The 20,321-nt window shown below is 71.3% G+C and carries 21 protein-coding genes; 9 read left to right on the top strand and 12 right to left on the bottom strand.

Annotated features, from left to right (window positions below; translation table 11 throughout):
- The first annotated feature begins 168 nt into the window (after positions 1-168).
- The gene (locus EAO73_RS30000) at positions 169-1,536 is read left to right on the top strand and encodes an LCP family protein (RefSeq protein WP_147975380.1); all 1,368 of its coding nucleotides are present in this window, start codon (positions 169-171) and stop codon (positions 1,534-1,536) included.
- Between the two features lie 121 nt (positions 1,537-1,657).
- Here EAO73_RS30000 and EAO73_RS30005 read toward each other — a convergent pair whose 3' ends face one another.
- Positions 1,658-2,206: an acyl-CoA thioesterase gene (locus EAO73_RS30005; protein ID WP_147974673.1), complete on the bottom strand. Its 549-nt coding sequence runs from the start codon at positions 2,204-2,206 to the stop codon at positions 1,658-1,660.
- A 119-nt stretch (positions 2,207-2,325) separates the two neighbouring features.
- Between EAO73_RS30005 and EAO73_RS30010 the strand changes: the two genes are divergently transcribed.
- The gene (locus EAO73_RS30010) at positions 2,326-3,624 is read left to right on the top strand and encodes an LCP family protein (RefSeq protein WP_147974674.1); all 1,299 of its coding nucleotides are present in this window, start codon (positions 2,326-2,328) and stop codon (positions 3,622-3,624) included.
- Positions 3,625-3,663: 39 nt separating this feature from the next.
- Positions 3,664-4,206: a histidine phosphatase family protein gene (locus tag EAO73_RS30015; protein ID WP_147974675.1), complete on the top strand. Its 543-nt coding sequence runs from the start codon at positions 3,664-3,666 to the stop codon at positions 4,204-4,206.
- Here the strand turns inward: EAO73_RS30015 and EAO73_RS30020 are convergent.
- Both EAO73_RS30020 and EAO73_RS30025 read right to left on the bottom strand, forming a co-directional pair.
- Positions 4,191-4,997 carry a class I SAM-dependent methyltransferase gene (locus tag EAO73_RS30020; RefSeq protein WP_147974676.1) on the bottom strand — a complete coding sequence of 269 codons (807 nt, stop codon included), beginning with the start codon at positions 4,995-4,997 and terminating at the stop codon, positions 4,191-4,193. The two genes, EAO73_RS30015 and EAO73_RS30020, sit on opposite strands and share 16 nt — an antisense overlap.
- Entirely contained in the window at positions 4,994-5,485 is a 492-nt protein-coding gene (locus tag EAO73_RS30025; RefSeq protein WP_147974677.1) for a hypothetical protein, read from the bottom strand. Before EAO73_RS30025 ends, EAO73_RS30020 begins: the two co-directional genes overlap by 4 nt.
- Positions 5,486-5,580: 95 nt before the next feature.
- Here EAO73_RS30025 and EAO73_RS30030 point away from each other — a divergent pair, with 95 nt between their 5' ends.
- The gene (locus tag EAO73_RS30030) at positions 5,581-5,958 is read left to right on the top strand and encodes a nuclear transport factor 2 family protein (RefSeq protein WP_147974678.1); all 378 of its coding nucleotides are present in this window, start codon (positions 5,581-5,583) and stop codon (positions 5,956-5,958) included.
- Between the two features lie 40 nt (positions 5,959-5,998).
- Positions 5,999-6,670: a DNA alkylation repair protein gene (locus EAO73_RS30035; RefSeq protein WP_147974679.1), complete on the top strand. Its 672-nt coding sequence runs from the start codon at positions 5,999-6,001 to the stop codon at positions 6,668-6,670.
- A gap of 3 nt (positions 6,671-6,673) precedes the next feature.
- Here the strand turns inward: EAO73_RS30035 and EAO73_RS30040 are convergent, their stop codons facing one another.
- A complete protein-coding gene (locus EAO73_RS30040; protein ID WP_147974680.1) occupies positions 6,674-8,269 on the bottom strand; it encodes a serine/threonine-protein kinase in 1,596 nt (531 codons plus the stop codon).
- A gap of 138 nt (positions 8,270-8,407) precedes the next feature.
- The gene (locus EAO73_RS30045; protein WP_018524719.1) at positions 8,408-9,565 is read right to left on the bottom strand and encodes an acyl-CoA dehydrogenase family protein; all 1,158 of its coding nucleotides are present in this window, start codon (positions 9,563-9,565) and stop codon (positions 8,408-8,410) included.
- A gap of 175 nt (positions 9,566-9,740) precedes the next feature.
- Here EAO73_RS30045 and EAO73_RS30050 point away from each other — a divergent pair, with 175 nt between their 5' ends.
- Positions 9,741-11,084, top strand: coding sequence for a UDP-glucose dehydrogenase family protein (locus EAO73_RS30050; RefSeq protein WP_147974681.1), 1,344 nt, complete (start codon positions 9,741-9,743; stop codon positions 11,082-11,084).
- A gap of 13 nt (positions 11,085-11,097) precedes the next feature.
- Here EAO73_RS30050 and EAO73_RS30055 read toward each other — a convergent pair whose 3' ends face one another.
- Complete coding sequence (locus EAO73_RS30055) at positions 11,098-11,607, bottom strand: CGNR zinc finger domain-containing protein (RefSeq protein ID WP_147974682.1); 510 nt, start codon at positions 11,605-11,607, stop codon at positions 11,098-11,100.
- 103 nt (positions 11,608-11,710) lie between these two features.
- Here EAO73_RS30055 and EAO73_RS30060 point away from each other — a divergent pair, with 103 nt between their 5' ends.
- Complete coding sequence (locus EAO73_RS30060; RefSeq protein ID WP_147974683.1) at positions 11,711-12,073, top strand: VOC family protein; 363 nt, start codon at positions 11,711-11,713, stop codon at positions 12,071-12,073.
- 29 nt (positions 12,074-12,102) lie between these two features.
- Here the strand turns inward: EAO73_RS30060 and EAO73_RS30065 are convergent, their stop codons facing one another.
- The 3 genes from EAO73_RS30065 to EAO73_RS30075 are packed head-to-tail and all read right to left on the bottom strand — an operon-like array spanning position 12,103 to position 14,980.
- Positions 12,103-13,299, bottom strand: a complete 1,197-nt coding sequence (locus EAO73_RS30065; RefSeq protein WP_147974684.1) for a dipeptidase — start codon at positions 13,297-13,299, stop codon at positions 12,103-12,105.
- A gap of 5 nt (positions 13,300-13,304) precedes the next feature.
- Positions 13,305-13,844 (bottom strand): 5-(carboxyamino)imidazole ribonucleotide mutase, encoded by a 540-nt coding sequence (gene purE, locus EAO73_RS30070; RefSeq protein ID WP_147974685.1) that lies wholly within the window; start codon positions 13,842-13,844, stop codon positions 13,305-13,307.
- Entirely contained in the window at positions 13,841-14,980 is a 1,140-nt protein-coding gene (locus EAO73_RS30075) for a 5-(carboxyamino)imidazole ribonucleotide synthase (protein ID WP_147974686.1), read from the bottom strand. Before EAO73_RS30075 ends, purE begins: the two co-directional genes overlap by 4 nt.
- A 181-nt stretch (positions 14,981-15,161) precedes the next feature.
- On the opposite strand from EAO73_RS30075, the gene EAO73_RS30080 reads away from it, so the two are divergent.
- Positions 15,162-15,683 (top strand): GtrA family protein, encoded by a 522-nt coding sequence (locus EAO73_RS30080; RefSeq protein WP_147975381.1) that lies wholly within the window; start codon positions 15,162-15,164, stop codon positions 15,681-15,683.
- Between the two features lie 113 nt (positions 15,684-15,796).
- Here EAO73_RS30080 and EAO73_RS30085 read toward each other — a convergent pair whose 3' ends face one another.
- Both EAO73_RS30085 and EAO73_RS30090 read right to left on the bottom strand, forming a co-directional pair.
- Positions 15,797-17,062, bottom strand: coding sequence for an ATP-binding protein (locus EAO73_RS30085; RefSeq protein ID WP_147974687.1), 1,266 nt, complete (start codon positions 17,060-17,062; stop codon positions 15,797-15,799).
- Between the two features lie 53 nt (positions 17,063-17,115).
- Entirely contained in the window at positions 17,116-17,793 is a 678-nt protein-coding gene (locus tag EAO73_RS30090) for a response regulator transcription factor (RefSeq protein WP_018524728.1), read from the bottom strand.
- Between the two features lie 424 nt (positions 17,794-18,217).
- Between EAO73_RS30090 and EAO73_RS30095 the strand changes: the two genes are divergently transcribed.
- The gene (locus EAO73_RS30095; RefSeq protein WP_147974688.1) at positions 18,218-19,714 is read left to right on the top strand and encodes a peptide MFS transporter; all 1,497 of its coding nucleotides are present in this window, start codon (positions 18,218-18,220) and stop codon (positions 19,712-19,714) included.
- 82 nt (positions 19,715-19,796) lie between these two features.
- Here EAO73_RS30095 and EAO73_RS30100 read toward each other — a convergent pair whose 3' ends face one another.
- Entirely contained in the window at positions 19,797-20,306 is a 510-nt protein-coding gene (locus tag EAO73_RS30100; protein WP_147974689.1) for an ATP-binding protein, read from the bottom strand.
- Positions 20,307-20,321: the final 15 nt, after the last annotated feature.

Below are 20,321 nucleotides of genomic sequence, written 5' to 3' on the forward strand. Positions count from 1 at the left end.
CCTACCGGGATGCCGATCATATGGGCCTACCGTACGAACGGTCCCCCTCGCACCGCGGAGGTGTCCCCCGTGCCCACGCCGCAACGCTCCCCCCGTCCGACCGGGTCCCGCCCCGCGCCCTCACGGCGCGGCCGGCCGAGAAAGCAGGACGAGCGGCCGCGCTGGGGCATGCGGGTGGCGACCGGGCTCTCGGTCCTGGTGCTCGGGGCCGGCGGGATCGGCCACGCGGTCGTGACGAATCTGGAGAGCGGGATCGACCGCATCGATCCGTTCAAGGACATGAAGAACCGGCCCGCCGGCGGACGCGGCATGAACCTGCTGCTGGTCGGCACGGACGGCCGCGACAGGATCACCAAGGACGAGAAGCGGAAGTACCGGCTGGGCGGTCAGCCCTGCCACTGCACGGACACGATCATGCTCGTGCATCTGTCGGCCGACGAACAGCGCGCCAGCGTCGTCAGCCTGCCGCGCGACAGCTACGCGGAGATCCCGGCGCACCGGGACCGTACGACCGGCCAGGAGCACGCGGCGCATCCGGTGAAGCTGAACGCGGCGTACGCGGAGGGCGGGCCGGGCCTCACCGTCCGGACGGTCGAGCACATGACGGGCGTCAAGATCGACCACTATCTGGAGGTCGACTTCACCAGCTTCATGACCACGGTCGACACCCTCGGCGGGGTGAAGATCTGCACCGCGCGCCCGCTGAAGGACTCCTACACCGGGCTCGACCTGGCCGCGGGCCCCCACACGCTGAACGGCGGGCAGGCGCTCCAGTACGTACGCTCCCGGCACATCGACGGGGCCGCCGACCTGGGCCGGATGCAGCGCCAGCAGAGGTTCATGGCCTCGCTGATCAAGCAGGCGACGAGCAGCGGGGTCCTCCTCAACCCGGTGAAGTTCCGCGAGGTCGCGTCGACGATGCTGAAGTCGGTACGGGCCGACCGGGGCTTCGACACGGAGCAGATGCTCTCCCTGGGCCAGGCGATGCGGGGCTTCTCCCCCTCCTCGTCGGAGTTCGCCTCGGTGCCGATGGGCGATGTCGCCTTCCAGGTGAAGGGCATCGGCTCCACGGTCAAGTGGGACCCGGTCAAGTCGAAGCAGCTGTTCACCGCCCTGCGCGAGGACAAACCCCTGACCACCGCCCGGCCCGCCGAGAAGGACCCCGCGAAGAAGGTGGACGTCCCGCCGAAGCAGATCCGCGTCCAGGTCTACAACGGCACCGCGAAGGATGGCCTCGGCACCAAGGTCGACGCCGCGCTGCACGCCACCGGCTTCGACACGACCCGCGCCCCGCTCACCGCACCGCAGCACGACCTCCAGCACACCCTGGTGACGTACGACCCGCGCTGGGACAGGTCCGCGAAGTCGCTGGCGGCGGCGCTGCCGGGGGCGGAGCTGCGGGCGGTGCCGGGGCAGGGGGCGACGATGCGGGTGACCGCGGGCGAGGACTACCGCACGGTCGAGCGGGTCCACGCGGAGGAGCCGGAGCCGGGAAGGTTCGGGGCGGTGAAGGGGGACCAGGTGGTGTGCCCGTGAGGCCGGCGGGCAACCCCGGCTCGTCCGGCGCTTGAGGCGGCCGGGCAAACCAGCCCGTCCGGCGCTTGAGGACGGAACCGGTCAGGGGCGGGCCTCGCGCCCCTCGGTCGGCCTCGCGCCCTCAGTCCTCGATGCCGTCGGCCAGCCGCTTCTCGCGCAGTTCCCTGATCGCGCGGCGCCGGGCCAGCCGGTGGGTACGGCGGATCTGGGCCTCCTGGTAGCGCCGCTTGTCGCGCTCCGTCTCCGGGATCACCTGCGGTACGGGGCGGGGGCGGCCGTCCGCGTCGACCGCCGCGAACACCAGATAGGCGCTGCCGACCTGGGTCGCGGGCGTCGACTCGTTCCAGCGCTCGGCCATGACGCGGACGCCGACCTCCATGGAGGAGCGGCCGGTCCAGTTGACCTGGGCACGCACGTGCACGAGGTCGCCGACGCGGACCGGCTCCAGGAAGACCATCTCGTCCATCGAGGCGGTGACCGCGGGGCCGCCGGAGTGCCGGCCGGCCACGGCGCCCGCCGCGTCGTCGACCAGCTTCATGATCACGCCGCCGTGCACGGTCCCCAGCAGATTGGTGTCGCTGCCGGTCATGATGTGGCTGAGGGTGGTCCGGGAGGCCGCGGTGGGCTTGGCCGGAATGTCGCTCTCCGGGCGCGGAGCCTGATCTGTCATACCGTCCACCTTATGCGTGGGCTCCGAACGCGTCGCAATGCATCAGCTTCGCAACAGCCCTGGTCCGATTCTCCACACACCCTGTAAGAGGGACGGCCCCGGCCTGCACACTGGTCCGTATGAACGATTGGCCCGACGGCTGGACCGACGACAACCGCAGCGGTAACCGCTACGGGCAGGGCAGCGCGAGCGAGCGGCCCGAGAGCGCCCGCTCGATGCCACATGTCCAGCGCCGCCCGGCCCCGCCGCAGCAGCGCCCCGCGCCGCCCAGGCAGCGCCCGGTACCGCAGCAGCCGGCGGGCTACGACGACGGTTACCCGCAGTACGACAGCGGTTACAACACGGGCCAGGTGTACGGCGGCGGGAACGGCGGCCGCGGCGCGGGCCAGGGCGGCGGCCCCGGCGACGGCAACGACCGGGGCTACGTCCAGGGCCGCCCCGCGCCGAACTGGCGCCGCCGGATCAAGATCGGCGCGCTGGTCCTGGTCGTCGCGCTGCTCGGCGTCTCCGTGGGCACGTACTTCTGGGCCGACTCCAAGCTGAACCGCGCCGTCGACCTGTCGAAGGTCATCGAGCGGCCGGAGGCGGGCAAGGGGACGAACTACCTGATCGTCGGGTCCGACAGCCGCGAGGGCATGACGTCCGAGGACAAGAAGCGGCTCCACACGGGTTCGGCCGACGGCAAGCGGACCGACTCGATGATGATCCTGCACACCGGCGACAACGGCCCGACGCTGGTCTCGCTGCCGCGTGACTCCAACGTCGAGATCCCGTCGTTCGTCGGCTCCGAGTCCGGCAAGAAGTACCCGGGGACGGGCAAGACCACCAAGCTGAACGCCACGTACGCCACGGACGGACCGGAACTCCTCGTCCGTACCGTCGAGTTCAACACCGGCCTGCGCATCGACCACTACGTCGAGATCGGCTTCGGCGGCTTCGCCAAGATCGTGGACGCGATCGGCGGGGTGGAGCTGGACATCCCGAAGGCGTTCAAGGACAAGTACTCGGGCGCCGACTTCCAGGCCGGCAAGCAGACCCTGAACGGCCAGGAGGCCCTGGCCTTCGTCCGCACCCGCCACGCGTTCACCTCCGACCTGGACCGTACGAAGAACCAGCAGAAGTTCCTCGCGGCACTGGCGAGCCAGACGGCGACCTTCTCGACGATCATCAACCCGTTCAAGCTGTACCCGACGATGGGCGCCGGCCTGGACACGCTGATCGTCGACAAGGACATGTCGCTGTGGTCGCTCGGCAAGATGTTCTTCGCGATGAAGGGTGTCACCGGCGGCGACGGCACGTCGATGAACATCCCGATCGCCGGCAACGTGGGCTCCAACCTCGCCTGGGACAAGGCGAAGGTGAAGCAACTGGTCGAGCAGCTGAAGAACGACGAGAAGGTCACGGTCACCGAGAACTGAGGTCCCGGCCCGTTCTCCCGGCGTCGTCCCGGAGCCGCCATGCCCGTAAGGATCGTGTACGAGTCGCACGCCACAACCACCGACAACGAGGCGGGCATCGCCACCGGTTGGCTGCCGGGGCGGCTCTCGCCGACCGGACGCCGCCAGGCCGCCGAGCTCGGCGACCGGCGGCGCGGCACAGGGCTCGACGCCGTCTACACCTCGGACCTGGCGCGTGCCGTGGAGACGGCCCGCATCGCGTTCGCGGGTGCCGCGACTCCCGTCCACCGCCAGGACGCGCGGCTGCGTGAATGCGACTACGGGGAGCTGAACGGCGCCCCGACCGCCGTCCTGCATCCGCTGCGCACGCGCCACATCGACCGCCCGTGGCCCGGCGGCGGCCAGAGCTACCGGGACGTGGCCGAGGCGACGGCGGCGTTCCTGCGGGACCTGGCGGCCGAGTGGGACGGGGGCCGGATCCTCCTGATCGCCCACTCGGCGAACCGCTGGTCCCTGGACTGCCTGCTCGCGGGCGCCCGCCTGGAGAGCGTCGTCGCGGACCCGCCGCCCTGGCAGCCGGGCACGTTCTACACCCTGCCCTGAGCCAGCACCGCCGCAAGCGGCAGGGTCAGCAGCCCGTCGTCGGCGAGGAATTCGCGGCACAGCACGTCGTACTCCCGCTTGGCCGCCGCCACGCCCTCCGGCCCGGCGCTGGTGATCAGACTGCCGACCGCACCGAGCCCCGCCGCAGGGCCCGCCCACCACTCTTCAGGGTCCGTCCGGTAGTCCCAGGCGTGTGTGTCGCCCTGTACGTGTGTGAGCCCGGCGGTCGTGAGCAGCGTGGCGAGGCCGTCCGGAGTGCGCGCGAAGTTGCGTTCCTCGTCGACCGTGGCCAGCCAGTCGGGCCGGGTGAGCCCGGCGGCCTGGGCGGCGCGCCAGACCAGCGCCTGGCCCGGGGTGCCGGGCACCTCCCAGACGGTGACGGCGATCCGGCCGCCGGGACGAGTGACCCGGTGCATCTCGACGAGCGCCTCCAGCGGGCGGCCGACGTGGTTGAGCACGAAGTTGCCCACGACCGCGTCGAACTCCGCGTCGGGGAACGGCAGCTGGGGCAGCGTCCCGGTGCGCACCTCGGCCCCGGGCGCGGCCCGCCGGGTGGCCGCGACCATGCCGGGCTCGGCGTCCACGGCCCGGACGGCGGCGCCCCGCGCGAGGGCGGCGGCGGTCACGTTGCCGGTGCCGCACCCCACGTCGAGCAGGCGCGTACCCGCCCCGACGCCGGCGGCGTCCAGCACGGCGGGCACGGTGCTGGCGCAGAACCGGGCGGCGGTGCGGGCATAGCTCTCGGCCTGCCCGTCCCACATCCGCCGCTCCATCACATCGAACGCGGTCATACGGTGTCTCCTCCGGTACGGCTGGTAGGTGTCTGCGGTTCCGCTTCGTTCAAGTCCTCGTGCAGGGCGCCGAGTACGCGCCCGGTGGGGTCGCCGCGGGCGGACAGTTCTCCGAGTGACCACCCGGGCAGCCGCCCCGCCACCTCGCCCGGCTCGTCGCTCCGGTCCGGGTCGTCGAGCCCCTGGAGCAGCGCGAAGGCAGTCTCCCGGGCGACCTCGCGGGCGATCTCCCCCAACTCCTCGGCGGTCAGCCCTAGCCGCACGGCCCGCTCGACCGCGCCACCCGCCGCCCCGTCTCTGCGGTAGGCGGCGACCCAGTCGGGCGCGGTGGTGCTCCAGGCGTCGATGTCCTGCCACACCGCGCGCAGCAAGCGGAACCGGGCGAGCTGCGGCAGCCCCTCCTCGGCCTCGGACTCGGCCCACCCCTCGGCGTCCTCGGCCCCCAGCGCGTCGAAGAGGCGGGCGAGCCGCGTCGTGTCCTCCCCCATCGGACTCCCCTCAGCCGCCGCGCGCACGTCGCGCGGGAGCGATGGCCGGTGCCGGCCATCGTGCCATTGTCGGACCTCCGTGGGAGGCTCCGGAGATGGAACCGTCAAAGGTGATCAAGACGTTGTGGGCCCGGATCCAGGAGCGGGACTGGGCAGGTGTCGCCGAGCTGGTAGCGCAGGATGCCGTCGTCGAGTGGCCGGTCAGCCGCGAACGGATCATCGGCCGGGACAACTTCGTCGCGGTGAACCGCGAGTATCCGGAGGGCTGGTCGATCCGCGTGCTCAAGGTGGTGGCCGAGGGCAATGAGGTCGCCTCCGAGGTCGAGGTGCCGCACGAAGATCTGGGCCTCTTCCGCGCCGCGTCGTTCTGGACCGTCCGCGACGGGCAGGTCGTCCGTGGCACGGAGTACTGGACGAGCGTGGGAGCGGACCCGCTCCCGGAGTGGCGGGCCGGCTTCGTGGAACCGATGTAGTACCGCTGGCAGGAACAACCCGCACGAAAGGCGGCACCCCGTGTCCGAAGCAACCGTCGCCGACGTCATGGCCGAGCTGGCCGCGCTCGACGACCCCAAGGCGCGCGCCGTCAACGCGCGGCACGGGGACGATCATGGGGTCAACCTCACCAAGCTGCGCGCCCTCGCCAAGCGGCTGGGGAAGCGGCAGGAGCTGGCTGTCGGGCTGTGGGCGACGGACGACACCGCCGCGCGGCTGGTGGCGTTGCTCGTGTGCCGGCCGAAGGAGTACACGCGGGAGGAGCTGGACCGCATGCTGCGCGAGGCACGGGCGGTCAAGGCGCACGACTGGCTCGTGAACTACGTGGTGAAGAAGAGCCCGTACGCCGAGGAGCTGCGGGTGGCCTGGAGCGCGGACAGCGATCCCGTCGTCGCGAGTGCCGGGTGGGCGCTGACCGCCGACCGGGTCGCGAAGCGGCCCGACGGGCTGGACCTCGACGGGCTGCTCGATGTCATCGAGGCGGAGATGCGGGACGCCCCCGACCGCCTCCAGTGGGCGATGAACACCTGCCTCGCGCAGATCGGCATCGAGCACCCCGGACACCGCGCCCGCGCGCTGGACATCGGCGAGCGGCTGGGCGTGCTCAAGGACTACCCGACGCCCCGGGGGTGCACGTCGCCGTACGCGCCGGTGTGGATCGGGGAGATGGTGCGGCGCAAGGGCGAGGCGTAGCCGCTAGACCGCGTCGCGCCAGACCGTCAGGTCACCCATGAGGAAGGCGAGCTCGGGCATCGCGGTCGACTTCGTCGCGATCACGAACAGCGCGATGTCCCCCGAGGAGTTCATCATGCAGATCTCGCTTCCGTTCGCCGAGGCCGCCAGCGGAAGGTTGTGGATCTTGCTGTGCGGGAGGAACAGCCGGCATTCGTCGAGCGTGGTGCCCGGCTTGTCGTACATGGGCATGAACACGCTTGTGTCGCTCTTCAGTTCGCAACCGACCGACTCGCAGCCGAAGCGGATGTCGCCCGTGCGGCCGTCCAGCTTCTTACGCGGATCCGCAAGATTCAGCGAGTGCTTCGCGTCCACCGTGACCAGGGGGTACGGCTCGGCCTGCGGCTCCCGGGGCGAGGGCGACGTGCTCGGCGCGGTCCGCTCTTCGGCGACCTTGCCCGCCGCTGAGAAGCCCCCCGACTCCGGCGTGGCCTTCTGAGCCCCGCCGGACGGGGCGGCCGACATCGACGCGTCGGCGGTGGCCCGGTGCTCTCCCCCACCCATCGGCCCCATCGCCTGCCAGGCCAGGCCGAGGACCAGCAGCGCGCTCACCACGCCGACGCCCGACACCAGCGCGACGCGCCTCCTGCGCGCCCCGCGCACAACCGGTACGGGCGGAGGTCCGGCCCATGGGTTCGTCCGCACCGGAGTGGACTCGGGCACCGGGGCCGGGACCTCGGCCTCCGAGCCACCGATCTCGCGCCACACGGCGGGCGCCCCGTCCGCTTCGGCCTCCGCGCCCAGCCGCTGCCGGCACCACTCCACGATCTCCGCCGGGGCGGGCCTCTGGGCAGGGTCGGCGGCCAGGCAGCGGGCGAAGAGCGGACGCAAGGGCTCGGGCAGCAGGGTCAGGTCGGGCTCGGAGTGGATGATCCGGTACAGCACATAGACGCCCGGCCCGTCCCCGTAGAGCGGCTTGCCCAGCGCCGCGAAGGCCGCCGTCTGGGCCAGGGCGAAGACATCGCTCGCCGCCGTGGCCCCTTCCCCGGACGCCTGCTCGGGGGCCATGTACGCGGGGGTGCCGATCGGGTGCCCCGTCGTGGTGTACGAGGTTGCGTCGGCGGCCAGCGCGATGCCGAAGTCGATCACGCGCGGCCCGTCGGAGGCCAGCAGCACGTTGGACGGCTTCAGGTCCCGGTGGACGATGCCCTCGGCGTGGATGGCCTGGAGCGCCTCGGCCATCCCCACCATCAGCCACAACAGCGCGGAGACGGGCAGCGGGCCGCTCCGGGTCACGGCCTGGGTGAGCGAGGGCCCGGGTACGTACAGCGTGGCCAGCCAGGGCGTCGCGGCCTCGGCGTCGGCGTCGATCAGCTCGGCCGTGTAGGTGCCGCGCACCCGCCGGGCCGCCCGGACCTCCCGGCCGAACCGCCCCCTGAAGTCCGGGTCGTCCGCCAGCTCCGGCCGTACGACCTTGATCGCCACGGCCCGGCCGTCCTCGGTGTGCGAGAGGTAGACCCGGCCCATGCCCCCCGCGCCGAGCCGGGCGGCGAGCCGGTAGCCGGCCACCTCGGCCGGGTCGGTCGCCTGAAGCGGCTCGAAGACATTCGTCACGTCCATCGGCCCGCTCCCCCACTGTGATGCACTGGCCAACGCCCGCAGCCTAGCAACGGCTTCACGCGGAGTTGATCACCGCGCGCATGCGACAGCCCCCGACATCACGGCCGGGGGCTGTGCGGGCATACGGAAGACGTCCCGTTACGGCAGGTTCCGCGCCATCACGATGCGCTGGACCTGGTTCGTGCCCTCGTAGATCTGGGTGATCTTGGCGTCGCGCATCATGCGCTCCACCGGGTAGTCACGGGTGTAGCCGTAGCCGCCGAGGAGCTGGACCGCGTCCGTGGTGACCTCCATGGCGACGTCGGAGGCGAAGCACTTGGCGGCGGCGCCGAAGAACGTGAGGTCGGCGTCGACGCGCTCGGACTTGGCGGCGGCCGAGTACGTGAGCTGGCGGGCGGCCTCCAGCTTCATGGCCATGTCGGCGAGCATGAACTGGACGCCCTGGAAGTCCGCGATCGGCTTGCCGAACTGCTTGCGCTCCTGGACGTAGCCCTTGGCGTAGTCCAGCGCGCCCTGGGCGACGCCGAGGGCCTGGGCCGCGATGGTGATGCGGGTGTGGTCCAGGGTCTTCATCGCCGTGGCGAAGCCGGTGCCCTCCTCGCCGATCATGCGGTCGGCGGGGATGCGGACGTTGTCGAAGTAGACCTCGCGGGTCGGGGAGCCCTTGATGCCGAGCTTCTTCTCGGGGGCACCGAAGGAGACACCCTCGTCGGACTTCTCGACGACGAAGGCCGAGATGCCCTTGGAGCGCTTCTCCGGGTCGGTGACGGCCATGACCGTGTAGTACTCGGAGACGCCCGCGTTGGTGATCCAGCGCTTCACGCCGTTGAGGACCCAGAAGTCGCCGTCGCGCACGGCGCGGGTCTTCATGCCGGCGGCGTCGGAGCCCGCGTCCGGCTCGGAGAGGCAGTACGAGAACATGCCGTCGCCCTTGGCGAGCGGGCCCAGGTACTTCTTCTTCAGGGCCTCGGAGCCGGACAGGACGACCGGGAGCGAGCCGAGCTTGTTCACGGCCGGGATGAGGGAGGAGGAGACGCAGGCGCGGGCCACCTCCTCGATCACGATGACCGTGGCGAGCGCGTCGGCGCCGGCGCCGCCGTACTCCTCCGGTACGTGGACCGCGTGCAGATCGGCGGCGGTGAGGGCGTCCAGCGCCTCCTGCGGGAAGCGGGCCTCCTCGTCGACCGCGGCCGCGAACGGGGCGATCTTCGCCTCGGCGAGCGCACGCACCGTCTCACGGAGCATCTCGTGCTCCTCGGCCGGACGGTACAGGTCGAAATCGGTCGAACCCGCCAAGACGCTCACTCCCCAGGGTGCTAACTACCGTTAAGTAACCCAATTTTAGGCGTTCGACCCGCCCCCGGCATACGCGCTCGGGCCGTGAGCTGCGCGACAGCCGGAAATCGGAGGTTTCCCAGGCGGGACTATGCTCATTCACCGCACGACTGTCCGCATCTCACAGGAGCACTTCATGGCCCTCAGGATCACCGTGATCGGCACCGGCTATCTGGGCGCCACGCACGCCGCGGCCATGGCGGAGCTCGGCTTCGAGGTGCTGGGCCTCGATGTCGTGCCGGAGAAGATCGAGATGCTGTCGGCCGGCAAGGTCCCGATGTACGAGCCCGGCCTGGAGGAGATGCTTCAGCGGCACGTCGCGGGCATCGAGGGGTCCACCGGGCGGCTGCGGTTCACCACCTCCTGGGAGGAGGTGGCGGAGTTCGGTGATGTGCACTTCGTGTGCACCAATACGCCGCAGAAGCACGGCGAGTACGCCTGTGACATGTCCTACGTCGAGAGCGCCTTCGACTCGCTGGCACCGCTGCTCACCCGCCCCGCCCTGGTCGTCGGCAAGTCCACCGTGCCCGTCGGCTCGGCCGCCCGCCTCGCCGCCCGCCTCGCGGAGCTGGCCCCCGTGGGCGCCGATGCGGAGCTGGCCTGGAACCCGGAGTTCCTGCGCGAGGGCTTCGCGGTCGACGACACGCTGCACCCGGACCGCATCGTCGTCGGCGTGGCCGGCGAGCGGGCGGAGAAGCTGCTGCGCGAGGTGTACGCCGTCCCGGTCGCGGAGGGCTCCCCGTTCGTCGTGACGGACTACCCGACCGCCGAGCTGGTGAAGACCGCCGCCAACTCGTTCCTGGCCACCAAGATCTCGTTCATCAACGCCATGGCCGAGATCTGCGAGGCCGCCGGCGGGGACGTCGCCAAGCTCGCCGAGGCGATCGGGCACGACGAGCGCATCGGCAGGAAGTTCCTGCGGGCCGGCATCGGCTTCGGCGGCGGCTGCCTGCCCAAGGACATCCGCGCGTTCATGGCCCGCGCCGGTGAGCTGGGCGTCGACCAGGCGCTGACCTTCCTGCGCGAGGTCGACTCGATCAACATGCGCCGCCGGGGCCACATGGTGGAGCTGGCCCGGGAGGCCGTGGGCGGCAGTTCCTTCCTCGGCAAGCGGGTCGCCGTGCTGGGCGCCACGTTCAAGCCGGACTCGGACGACGTACGCGACTCGCCGGCGCTCAACGTGGCCGGCCAGATCCACCTCCAGGGCGGCCAGGTCACCGTCTTCGACCCGAAGGGCATGGAGAACGCCCGCCGCCTCTTCCCGACTCTCGGATACGCCGAGAGCGCGCTCGACGCGGTGCGCGGCGCGGACGTCGTGCTGCACCTGACGGAGTGGCGCGAGTTCCGCGAGCTGGACCCGGAGGCGCTGGGCGCGGTCGCGGGCAGCCGGATCATCCTCGACGGGCGCAACGCGCTCGACCCCGCCGTGTGGCGGGAGGCCGGCTGGACCTACCGGGCGATGGGCCGCCCGGCCGCCTGACCCCCGGCCCTTCTCAGCCGCGCCTCGCGCGGTACGTACGCATCTTGGCGCGGGCGCCGCACACCGACATCGAGCACCAGCGGCGGCGCCCCGCCGGGCTGCGGTCGTAGTAGGCCCAGCGGCAGTCCGCCGCTTCGCACGCCTTGAGCCGGGCCCAGGTCCCGTCGGCCACCGCGGCGGCGATGGCGGCCGCGATCCGCGCCGTGAGCCCCGGCGGCTCCTCCACCGGGCACAGCGCCGCCCCGCCCGCCGCGTCCACGGTGACCCGCAGCGGCGCCTCGGCGAGCAGCCGGTCCAGTACGCACAACGGGTCGTCGTCCGAGCAGTGGCCCGCGTGGGCCAGGCAGGCCGCGCGCAGGGCCTCGCGCAGGGCGCGGGCCGTCGGCACGTCCGATTCCGCGAGAGCGAACGCGGCGCGCCCCTCCGCCGTGTCGAGGCTGTCCGCGCCGGTCTCGACGTTCAGGCTGTTGACCAGCGCTTCGACGAGCGCGAGTCCGCCGGGCGCGGAATCCCTCTCATTCATGGTTGCGACGTTACCCCCTATGCGGCAGCATGCAGTCACGGTTACCGGTTAAATGATTCAAGCGGTAACCACCTGTCCGTAGTCTGCCCGAGGAGGAAGCAACATGGCTCTGGCCGCAGTGGGTGCCGTCGTCCTGGACTGCCCCGACCCCGCAGCCCTGGCGAACTTCTACGCCGCGCTGATCGGCGGCGAGGTCGAGCAGCGGGAGGACTGGGTGGAGCTCACGGGAAGCGCCGGCGCGCCGCTCGCCTTCCAGGCCGCCCCCGGCTTCGTACCGCCGAAATGGCCGCGCGCCGACGCCTCGCAGCAGTTCCACCTGGACCTGACCGTGAGCGATCTCGACGCGGCGGAGCGCGAGGTGCTGGCGCTGGGCGCGACGGTGCTGGAGGCGGACGACCGCGAGCGGAGCTTCCGGGTGTACGCCGACCCGGCGGGGCACCCGTTCTGTCTCTGCGCCTGTGAGTAGGAAGAGGAGCGCGTGGACGCCCCGGTGGCTCAGGCCGCCGGGGCGTCCAGCTGTTCGATCGTGGCGTGCGACGGGCCGCGCCGCGCCCGCAGGTCCCGCGCCACGTCCTCGGCGTCGCGCAGCACCCGTACGGCGTTGCGCCAGGTGAGCTTGGCGAGGTCGGCGGCGGACCAGTTGCGGCGCAGCAGTTCCGCGATCAGGTTCGGGTAGCCGGCGACGCTCTCCAGGCCCTGGGGCAGGAAGGCCGTGCCGTCGTAGTCGCCGCCGATGCCGATGTGGTCGACGCCCGCGACCTCGCGCATGTGGTCGAGGTGGTCGGCGATGGTGCCCACGGTCGCGGCCGGGCGCGGGTTCGCCGCCTCGAACGCGGCGTGCAGCTTCATCGCGCGCTCGGTGGTGTCCAGGTGGTGCAGCCCGTGCGCGCGCAGGTTCTCGTCGGCGGCCTGCGTCCAGGCGACGGCCTCCGGCAGGACGAACTTCGGTACGAAGGTGGCCATGGCGATGCCGCCGTTGGCCGGGAGCAGGGCCAGGACGTCGTCGGGGATGTTGCGCGGGTGGTCGCAGACGGCCCGCGAGGACGAGTGCGAGAACATCACCGGCGCCGTGGAGGTGGCGAGCGCGTCGCGCATGGTCGTCGCCGCGACGTGCGAGAGGTCCACCAGCATGCCGGTGCGGTTCATCTCGCGGACGACCTCGTGGCCGAACGGCGAGAGGCCGCCGACACCGGGCTCGTCGGTCGCGGAGTCCGCCCAGGCGATGTTGTCGTTGTGGGTGAGCGTCATGTAGCGGACGCCGAGCGCGTACAGGCCGCGCAGGGTGCCCAGCGAGTTGTCGATGGAGTGGCCGCCCTCGGCGCCCATCAGGGAGGCGATCCGGCCCTCGGCGCGGGCCGCCTCCATGTCGTCGGCGGTCAGGGCGCGCCGCAGGTCCGCCGGGTAGCGGTCGAGCAGTTCGGCGACGGCGTCGATCTGTTCCAGGGTTGCGCTGACGGCGGCGTCGCCCGCGAGGTCGGAGCGTACGTAGACCGACCAGAACTGGGCGCCGACGCCCCCGGCGCGGAGCCGGGGGATATCGGTGTGCAGATGGGCCGACTGGTCGGTGGCGATGTCCCGCGCGGCCAGGTCGTAGTTGACCTGCTCGCGCAGCGCCCACGGCAGGTCGTTGTGGCCGTCGACGACGGGGTACTCCGCGAGGAGTTCCCGGGCCCGGTCCAGTCGGTCCGTCATGGTGCCTACTTCCCGAAGCCGAAGGACTCCGCGCCCGCCGCCTTCTGGCGCAGCCGCTTGCCCTTCTCGGTGGCCTGGTCGTTGAGGTCGCCCAGGAACTCGGTCATCCGGCCCTGGAGATCGGGGTCGGCCGCGGCCAGGATGCGGACGGCCAGCAGGCCGGCGTTGCGCGCGCCCGCGATGGAGACGGTGGCGACCGGGATGCCGGCGGGCATCTGGACGATGGACATCAGGCTGTCCATGCCGTCCAGGTACTTCAGCGGGACCGGTACGCCGATGACGGGCAGCGGGGTGACCGAGGCGAGCATGCCGGGCAGGTGGGCGGCGCCGCCCGCGCCCGCGATGATCGCCTTGAGGCCCCGGCCGGCCGCGTTCTCGCCGTACGCGATCATCTCGCGGGGCATGCGGTGGGCGGAGACGACGTCGACCTCGTACGGGATCTCGAACTCGTCGAGGGCCTTGGCCGCCGCTTCCATGACGGGCCAGTCGGAGTCCGAGCCCATGACGATGCCGACGACCGGTGCGGTGGAGGCGGGAGAGGTCATTCGGTGATCGTTCCTCGCAGGTAGTCGGCCGCGTGCCGGGCGCGCTCGCGCACGTCCGCCAGGTCGTCGCCGTAGGTGTTGACGTGTCCGACCTTGCGGCCGGGCTTCACGTCCTTGCCGTACATGTGGATCTTGAGATGCGGGTCGCGCGCCATGCAGTGCAGGTAGCCCTGGTACATGTCCGGGTAGTCGCCGCCCAGGACGTTGCACATGACCGTCCACGGGGCGCGGGGGCGCGGGTCGCCGAGCGGGAGGTCGAGGACCGCCCGGACGTGGTTGGCGAACTGCGAGGTGATCGCGCCGTCCTGGGTCCAGTGCCCGGAGTTGTGCGGGCGCATGGCCAGCTCGTTGACCAGGATGCGGCCGTCGCGGGTCTCGAACAGCTCCACCGCGAGGTGGCCGACCACGCCCAGCTCGGACGCGATGCGCAGCGCGAGCTGCTGGGCCTCGCCGGCCAGCGCCTCGTCGAGGTCGGGGGCCGGGGCGATGACCGTGTCGCAGACGCCGTCGACCTGGATCGACTCGACGACCGGGTAGGCCACGGCCTGGCCGTGCGGCGAGCGGACGATGTTGGCCGCCAGCTCGCGTACGAAGTCGACCTTCTCCTCGGCGAGGACCGGGACACCGGCCCGGAACGGCTCGGCCGCGTCCGCCTCGGAGCGGACCACCCAGACGCCCTTGCCGTCGTAGCCGCCGCGCACGGTCTTGAGGATGACCGGGAAGCCGCCCGCCTCCTCGGCGAAGGCCGCGGCGTCGGCCGGGTCCTTCACGATGCGGTGGCGGGGGCAGGGCGCGCCGATCTCGGTGAGCTTCGCGCGCATCACCCCCTTGTCCTGGGCGTGCACCAGAGCGTCGGGGCCGGGGCGTACGGGGATGCCGTCCGCCTCCAGGGCCCGCAGATGCTCGGTGGGCACGTGCTCGTGATCGAAGGTGATCACGTCACAGCCGCGCGCGAAGGCCCGCAGCGTCTCCAGGTCGCGATAGTCGCCGACGACGACCTCGCCCACCACCTGGGCCGCGGAGTCCTGAGCGGTGTCGCTGAGGAGCTTGAACTTGATGCCGAGGGGGATGCCCGCCTCGTGGGTCATACGGGCGAGCTGACCGCCACCGACCATGCCGACTACCGGGAACGTCACGCTCCCAGGGTATCCGCACCGCCCGCGGGCGGCCCCGGTCGGGGCCGGGAGGCCCCCCGGGGCACTGTTACGGACTCGCCACACGCGCACCCGTACCCACAGGCGTCCGGCGGGCGTCCTGGTTAGCATGGCCGGGTTGACGGAACACAAAGTCGAACTTACGGACGGGCTGAGCGATCACATGAGCGAACGAGGCGCACTGCGGGTCCGGCTGGAGCTGCTGGCCCGGGAGATCGCCAAGTTCGGCGTGGTCGGCGCGGTCGGCCTGGTCGTCAACATCGCCGTCTCCAACCTGCTGTGGCGCTACACGGACATCCCGACCGTGCGGGCGGGGCTGCTGGCCACGTTCGTCGCCATCCTCTGCAACTACGTGGGCTTCCGCTACTGGACGTACCGCGACCGCGACAAGACCGGCCGCACGCGTGAGCTGACGCTGTTCCTGCTGTTCAGCGCGGTGGGCGCGGTGATCGAGACCGGCGTGCTGTACGTGGCGACGTACGGGTTCGGCTGGGACACTCCGGTGCAGAGCAATGTGTTCAAGATCGTGGGGATCGGGATCGCGACGCTGTTCCGGTTCTGGTCGTACCGGTCGTGGGTGTTCAAGGCGCTTCCCGCGCCTTCGGAGGGCGTTGCCGACAAAGAGGCCCTCGTGACGGTGCCGGCGCCCGCGGTGCGGGTTGAGGCGGACCCGGCGCGACGGTAGGCCCGGGGCGTCCGGGCGGGCGCTTTGTCCTCAATCGCCGGACGGGCTTGATTGTGCTGCGGCGTCGATGCGACGCGCGGGTGCGGTTCGTCGGACGGGCTTGATTCGTCGGCTCACCGCACCGGGCGTTCCGGTTCCTCTCGGGGCTGGGACATGCGGCTCAGGAAGAGGGCGAAGACCGGGGGCTGCTGCTGGAGGAGTTCCAGGCGGCCGCCGTCCGCTTCGGCGAGGTCGCGGGCGACCGCGAGGCCGATGCCCGTGGAGTTGCGGCCGCTGATGGTCCGCTCGAAGATCCGCGCGCCCAGGTCGGCGGGGACACCGGGGCCCTCGTCCGTCACCTCGATCACCGCCTGGTTGCCGGTGACCCTCGTGCGCAGCGCGACCGTACCGCCGCCGTGCATGAGCGAGTTCTCGATCAGCGCGGCCAGGACCTGGGCGACCGCGCCCGGGGTGCCGACGGCGCTCAGGCCCTGCTTGCCGGAGCAGACGATGGCGCGGCCCTCGCCCCGGTAGGCCGGGCGCCACTCCTCGATCTGCTGCTTGACGACCTCGTCCAGGTCGAAGACGACCGCCGAGCCCGTCCGGGGGTCGCGGGCGTTGGTCAGCAGCCGCTCCACCACGTCCGTGAGCCGTTCGACCTGGGCGAGGGCGATGTGCGCCTCCTCCTTCACGGTCTCCGGGTCGTCGGTCAGCGAGATCTCCTCGATCCGCATGGAGAGGGCGGTGAGCGGCGTACGCAGCTGGTGGGAGGCGTCGGCGGCGAGCCGCCGTTCCGCGGTGAGCATCCGGGCGATCCGCTCGGCGGAGGCGTCGAGGACGTCGGCGACACGGTCCAGCTCGGGCACCCCGTACCGCTTGTGGCGCGGGCGGGGGTCGCCGGAGCCCAGGCGTTCGGCGGTCTCGGCGAGATCGGTGAGCGGCGAGGCGAGCTTGTTGGCCTGGCGTACGGCGAGCAGGACCGCGGAGACGATGGCCAGCAGCGCCACCGCTCCGATGATCATCAGCGTGCGGCCGACCTCGCGGGTGACGGCGGAGCGCGACTCCTCGACGGTGACCTTCTCGCCCTGCTCACCCGTTTCGGTGGCGGTGATCACGCTGCCGCTGGGGCGCTCGCCGACCTCGATGGGGGCGCGGCCGGGCATCTTGACCAGGGCGTAACGCTTGTCGTCGATCTGCTCGGCCAGCACCGCGGGGTTGATCCGCTCGGCTCCCAGGAGCCGGCTCTCGATGACGCTGATCAGCCGCAGCGCCTCGGAGTCGACGCTCTCCTGGGCGCTGCTGCTGATGGTGCGGGTCTCGACGATGACGAGGGAGACGCCGAAGACGGCGATCACCACGAGCACGACGGCGAGGGTGGAGTTGATCAGTCGTCGGCGCATGCCTGCTTCTGTACGTCAGTCGGCTCGGGCGAACAGCAGGGACGCTACAGCCTTCAGCTCTTCTCGAAGCGGAAGCCGACGCCCCGGACCGTGGCGATGTAGCGCGGGTTCGCCGCGTCGTCGCCGAGCTTCTTGCGGAGCCAGGAGATGTGCATGTCGAGGGTCTTGGTCGACGACCACCACGTGGTGTCCCAGACCTCGCGCATCAGCTGGTCGCGGGTGACGACCCGGCCCGCGTCCCGGACGAGGACGCGCAGCAGGTCGAACTCCTTCGCGGTGAGCTGCAGTTCCTCGTCGCCCATCCAGGCCCGGTGCGATTCGACGTCGATGCGCACACCGTGCGTGGCCGGCTGGGGGGCGGGCTCGGTGGCGCCGCGCCGCAGCAGGGCCCGGACCCGGGCGAGCAGCTCGGCGAGGCGGAAGGGCTTGGTGACGTAGTCGTCGGCGCCCGCGTCCAGCCCGACGACCGTGTCCACCTCGTCGGCGCGGGCGGTCAGCACCAGGACCGGCACGGTGTGACCCTCGGCACGGAGCCGGCGGGCGACTTCGAGGCCGTCCATCCCGGGCAGCCCCAGGTCGAGCACGACCAGGTCGATGCCGCCCTGGAGACCGGCGTCGAGCGCGGTCGGGCCGTCTTCCCGCACCTCGACCTCGTAACCCTCCCGCCGCAGGGCGCGGGCCAGCGGCTCCGAGATGGATGCGTCGTCCTCGGCGAGCAGTACACGGGTCATGCACTGATGGTAGTCCGCGTGACGGACCGGACGGGAGGTGATCCAGCGGCCCTGCGGGTTCGCACCTCGTTACCGCGAGGACCTTCGAATATGCGACTGTGGTTGCACCTGGACCTGTGATCCATCTCTCAAGTCCTTCCATATCCGGCTCTGTCGTGTCGTATGGTGTCTCAACGCCTATTGCACTACTCAAGGACCTTTGGGCAGCTCTGAGCGCCAAGGGTCTCTTTTGTGTGCGGGGCCGGTACCCGCCGGCCCGGAATTTCAGTGAATGACCTGTGGGCCGGGCCCGGACCGCCGATGACGGCGTCCCCGGGCGTGGATCCCGTCGCGGTGGGCGTACCCGTGACGGTGCCGGCCTCCCCCCACCGGGCGCGTACCCGCTTCTTGGAGGCGTCGCGTCCCGAGCACACAAGGATCGATCATGGCGTCCAGCCTGACGAAGGACCCGTCGAGCACCGCTGGTGGCGAGAAGACCTTCTTCGGCCACCCCCGGGGCCTGGCCACGCTCTTCATGACCGAGATGTGGGAGCGATACAGCTTCTACGGCATGAAGGCACTGCTCCCGCTGTACCTGATCGCGCCCGGCGGCATGCACATGAACGCCACCACCGCGACGACGATCTACTCCGCCTACATGGCGATGGTGTACCTGCTCGCCATGCCCGGCGGCTGGATGGCCGACCGCTTCTGGGGGCCGCGCAAGACCGTCGCCATCGGCGGCGCCGTCGTCATCCTCGGCCACATCACGCTCGCGGTGCCCAACTCGGCGACCTTCTTCGCCGGTCTCGCCCTCGTCGCGCTCGGCTCCGGCCTGCTGAAGGCCAACATCTCCACGATGGTCGGCCACCTCTACAAGGGCCCGGAGGATCCGCGCCGCGACGGTGGCTTCACGCTCTTCTACATCGGCATCAACGTGGGCGCCTTCCTCGCCCCGCTGACCATCGGCACCGTCGGCGAGAACGTCAACTGGCACTTCGGCTTCGCGCTGGCCGCGATCGGCATGGCGCTGGGCCTCGCCCAGTTCCTGCTCGGCACCCGCCACCTGAGCCCGCAGAGCGACGTCGTCGCCACCCCGGCGACCGCGCAGGAGAAGCAGTCGGCCCTGCGCAAGGGTCTGATCTGGCTGATCGTCGCGGTCGTCTTCTACGGCCTGCTCGGCGCCACCGGCAACTTCGTCGACTGGGGCATCCTGCCGATCACCCTGGCCGGACTGGTCATCCCGGTCGCCGTCCTGGTCCGTATGAAGCGCGACAAGGAGCTGACGACCACCGAGCAGTCCAAGCTGTCGGGCTACATCTGGTTCTTCGTGGTCGCCGCCGTCTTCTGGATGATCTACGACCAGAACGGCTCGACCCTGTCGATCTTCGGTGAGAACTCGACGACGAACCACCTGTTCGGCTTCGATTTCCCGACGTCCTGGTACCAGTCGCTGAACCCGATCTTCGTCATGGCGCTGGCCCCCGTGCTCGCCTCGGGGTGGCTGTGGCTGAACAAGCGCGGCAAGGAGCCGAGCACCGCGGTCAAGTTCGCCTCCAGCCTCGTGCTGATCGGCGTCTCCTTCGCGGTCTTCCTCATCCCGCTGATCGACACCGCCGCCAACGGCGGCAAGGTCAGCCCGATGTGGCTGGTGGCGATCTACTTCATCCAGACGGTCGCCGAGCTCTGCCTGTCGCCGGTCGGCCTGTCGGTCACGACGAAGATGGCCCCGGCGAAGTACAGCTCGCAGATGATGGGTGTCTGGTTCCTCGCCGTCACCGCCGGCGACTCCGTGACGGGTCTGCTCACCTCCAAGCAGCTGGCCGTGGACCTGGACAACACCGGGTCCGTCGCCTTCGAGGTGATCCTCGCCGTCATCGCCGGTGTCGGCATCTGGATGTACCGCAAGAAGGTCGCCCAGCACATGGGCGACGTGCACTGACACGGCAGACCGCGTACGGAAGGGGCCGCCGCACCGAGGAATCGGTGCGGCGGCCCCTTCCGTACGCCGTGGTACGCGCCGGTCACGCCGGAGCGGCCAGCTCCGCCCACACGGTCTTGCCCGCCTCGCCCGGCACCCGTACGACTCCCCAGTCCAGGCAGAGCCGCTGCACGATGAACATGCCGTGCCCGCCGGGCCGCCCGGCCCGGTGCGGTGTACGCGGCTCGGGCTGGCCCGCGCCGCCGTCGGTGACCTCGACGCGCAGCACCTTGGGGCTGTGCGCGATACGGAGCTCGTCCGGGCCTCCCGCGTGCAGGCACGCGTTGGTCACCAGCTCGGACACGACCAGCAGGACGTCCTCCGCGGCGGCCCGGCGGTCAGCGCCGGCCGAGGGGAGCCAGCCCCAGTCGTGGAGCGCCTGGCGGGCGAAATCACGGGCCGTCGGCACGATGCCGGTGGCCTCCCGCAACGACAGCGTGCGCCACTGCCGCTCGGCGGCCCCGGGCGGCCGGACGGGCTCGGCGGAGGAAACGCCCGCGCCCTCCGGCTCGCGGCCGAGGTCGCCCGGCGGATGCTGCCGGGTGGTGCTCATCAGCGCTTCACCTCA

The sequence above is a fragment of the Streptomyces sp. col6 genome, assembly GCF_008042035.1.
Classification (GTDB): Bacteria; Actinomycetota; Actinomycetes; order Streptomycetales; family Streptomycetaceae; genus Streptomyces.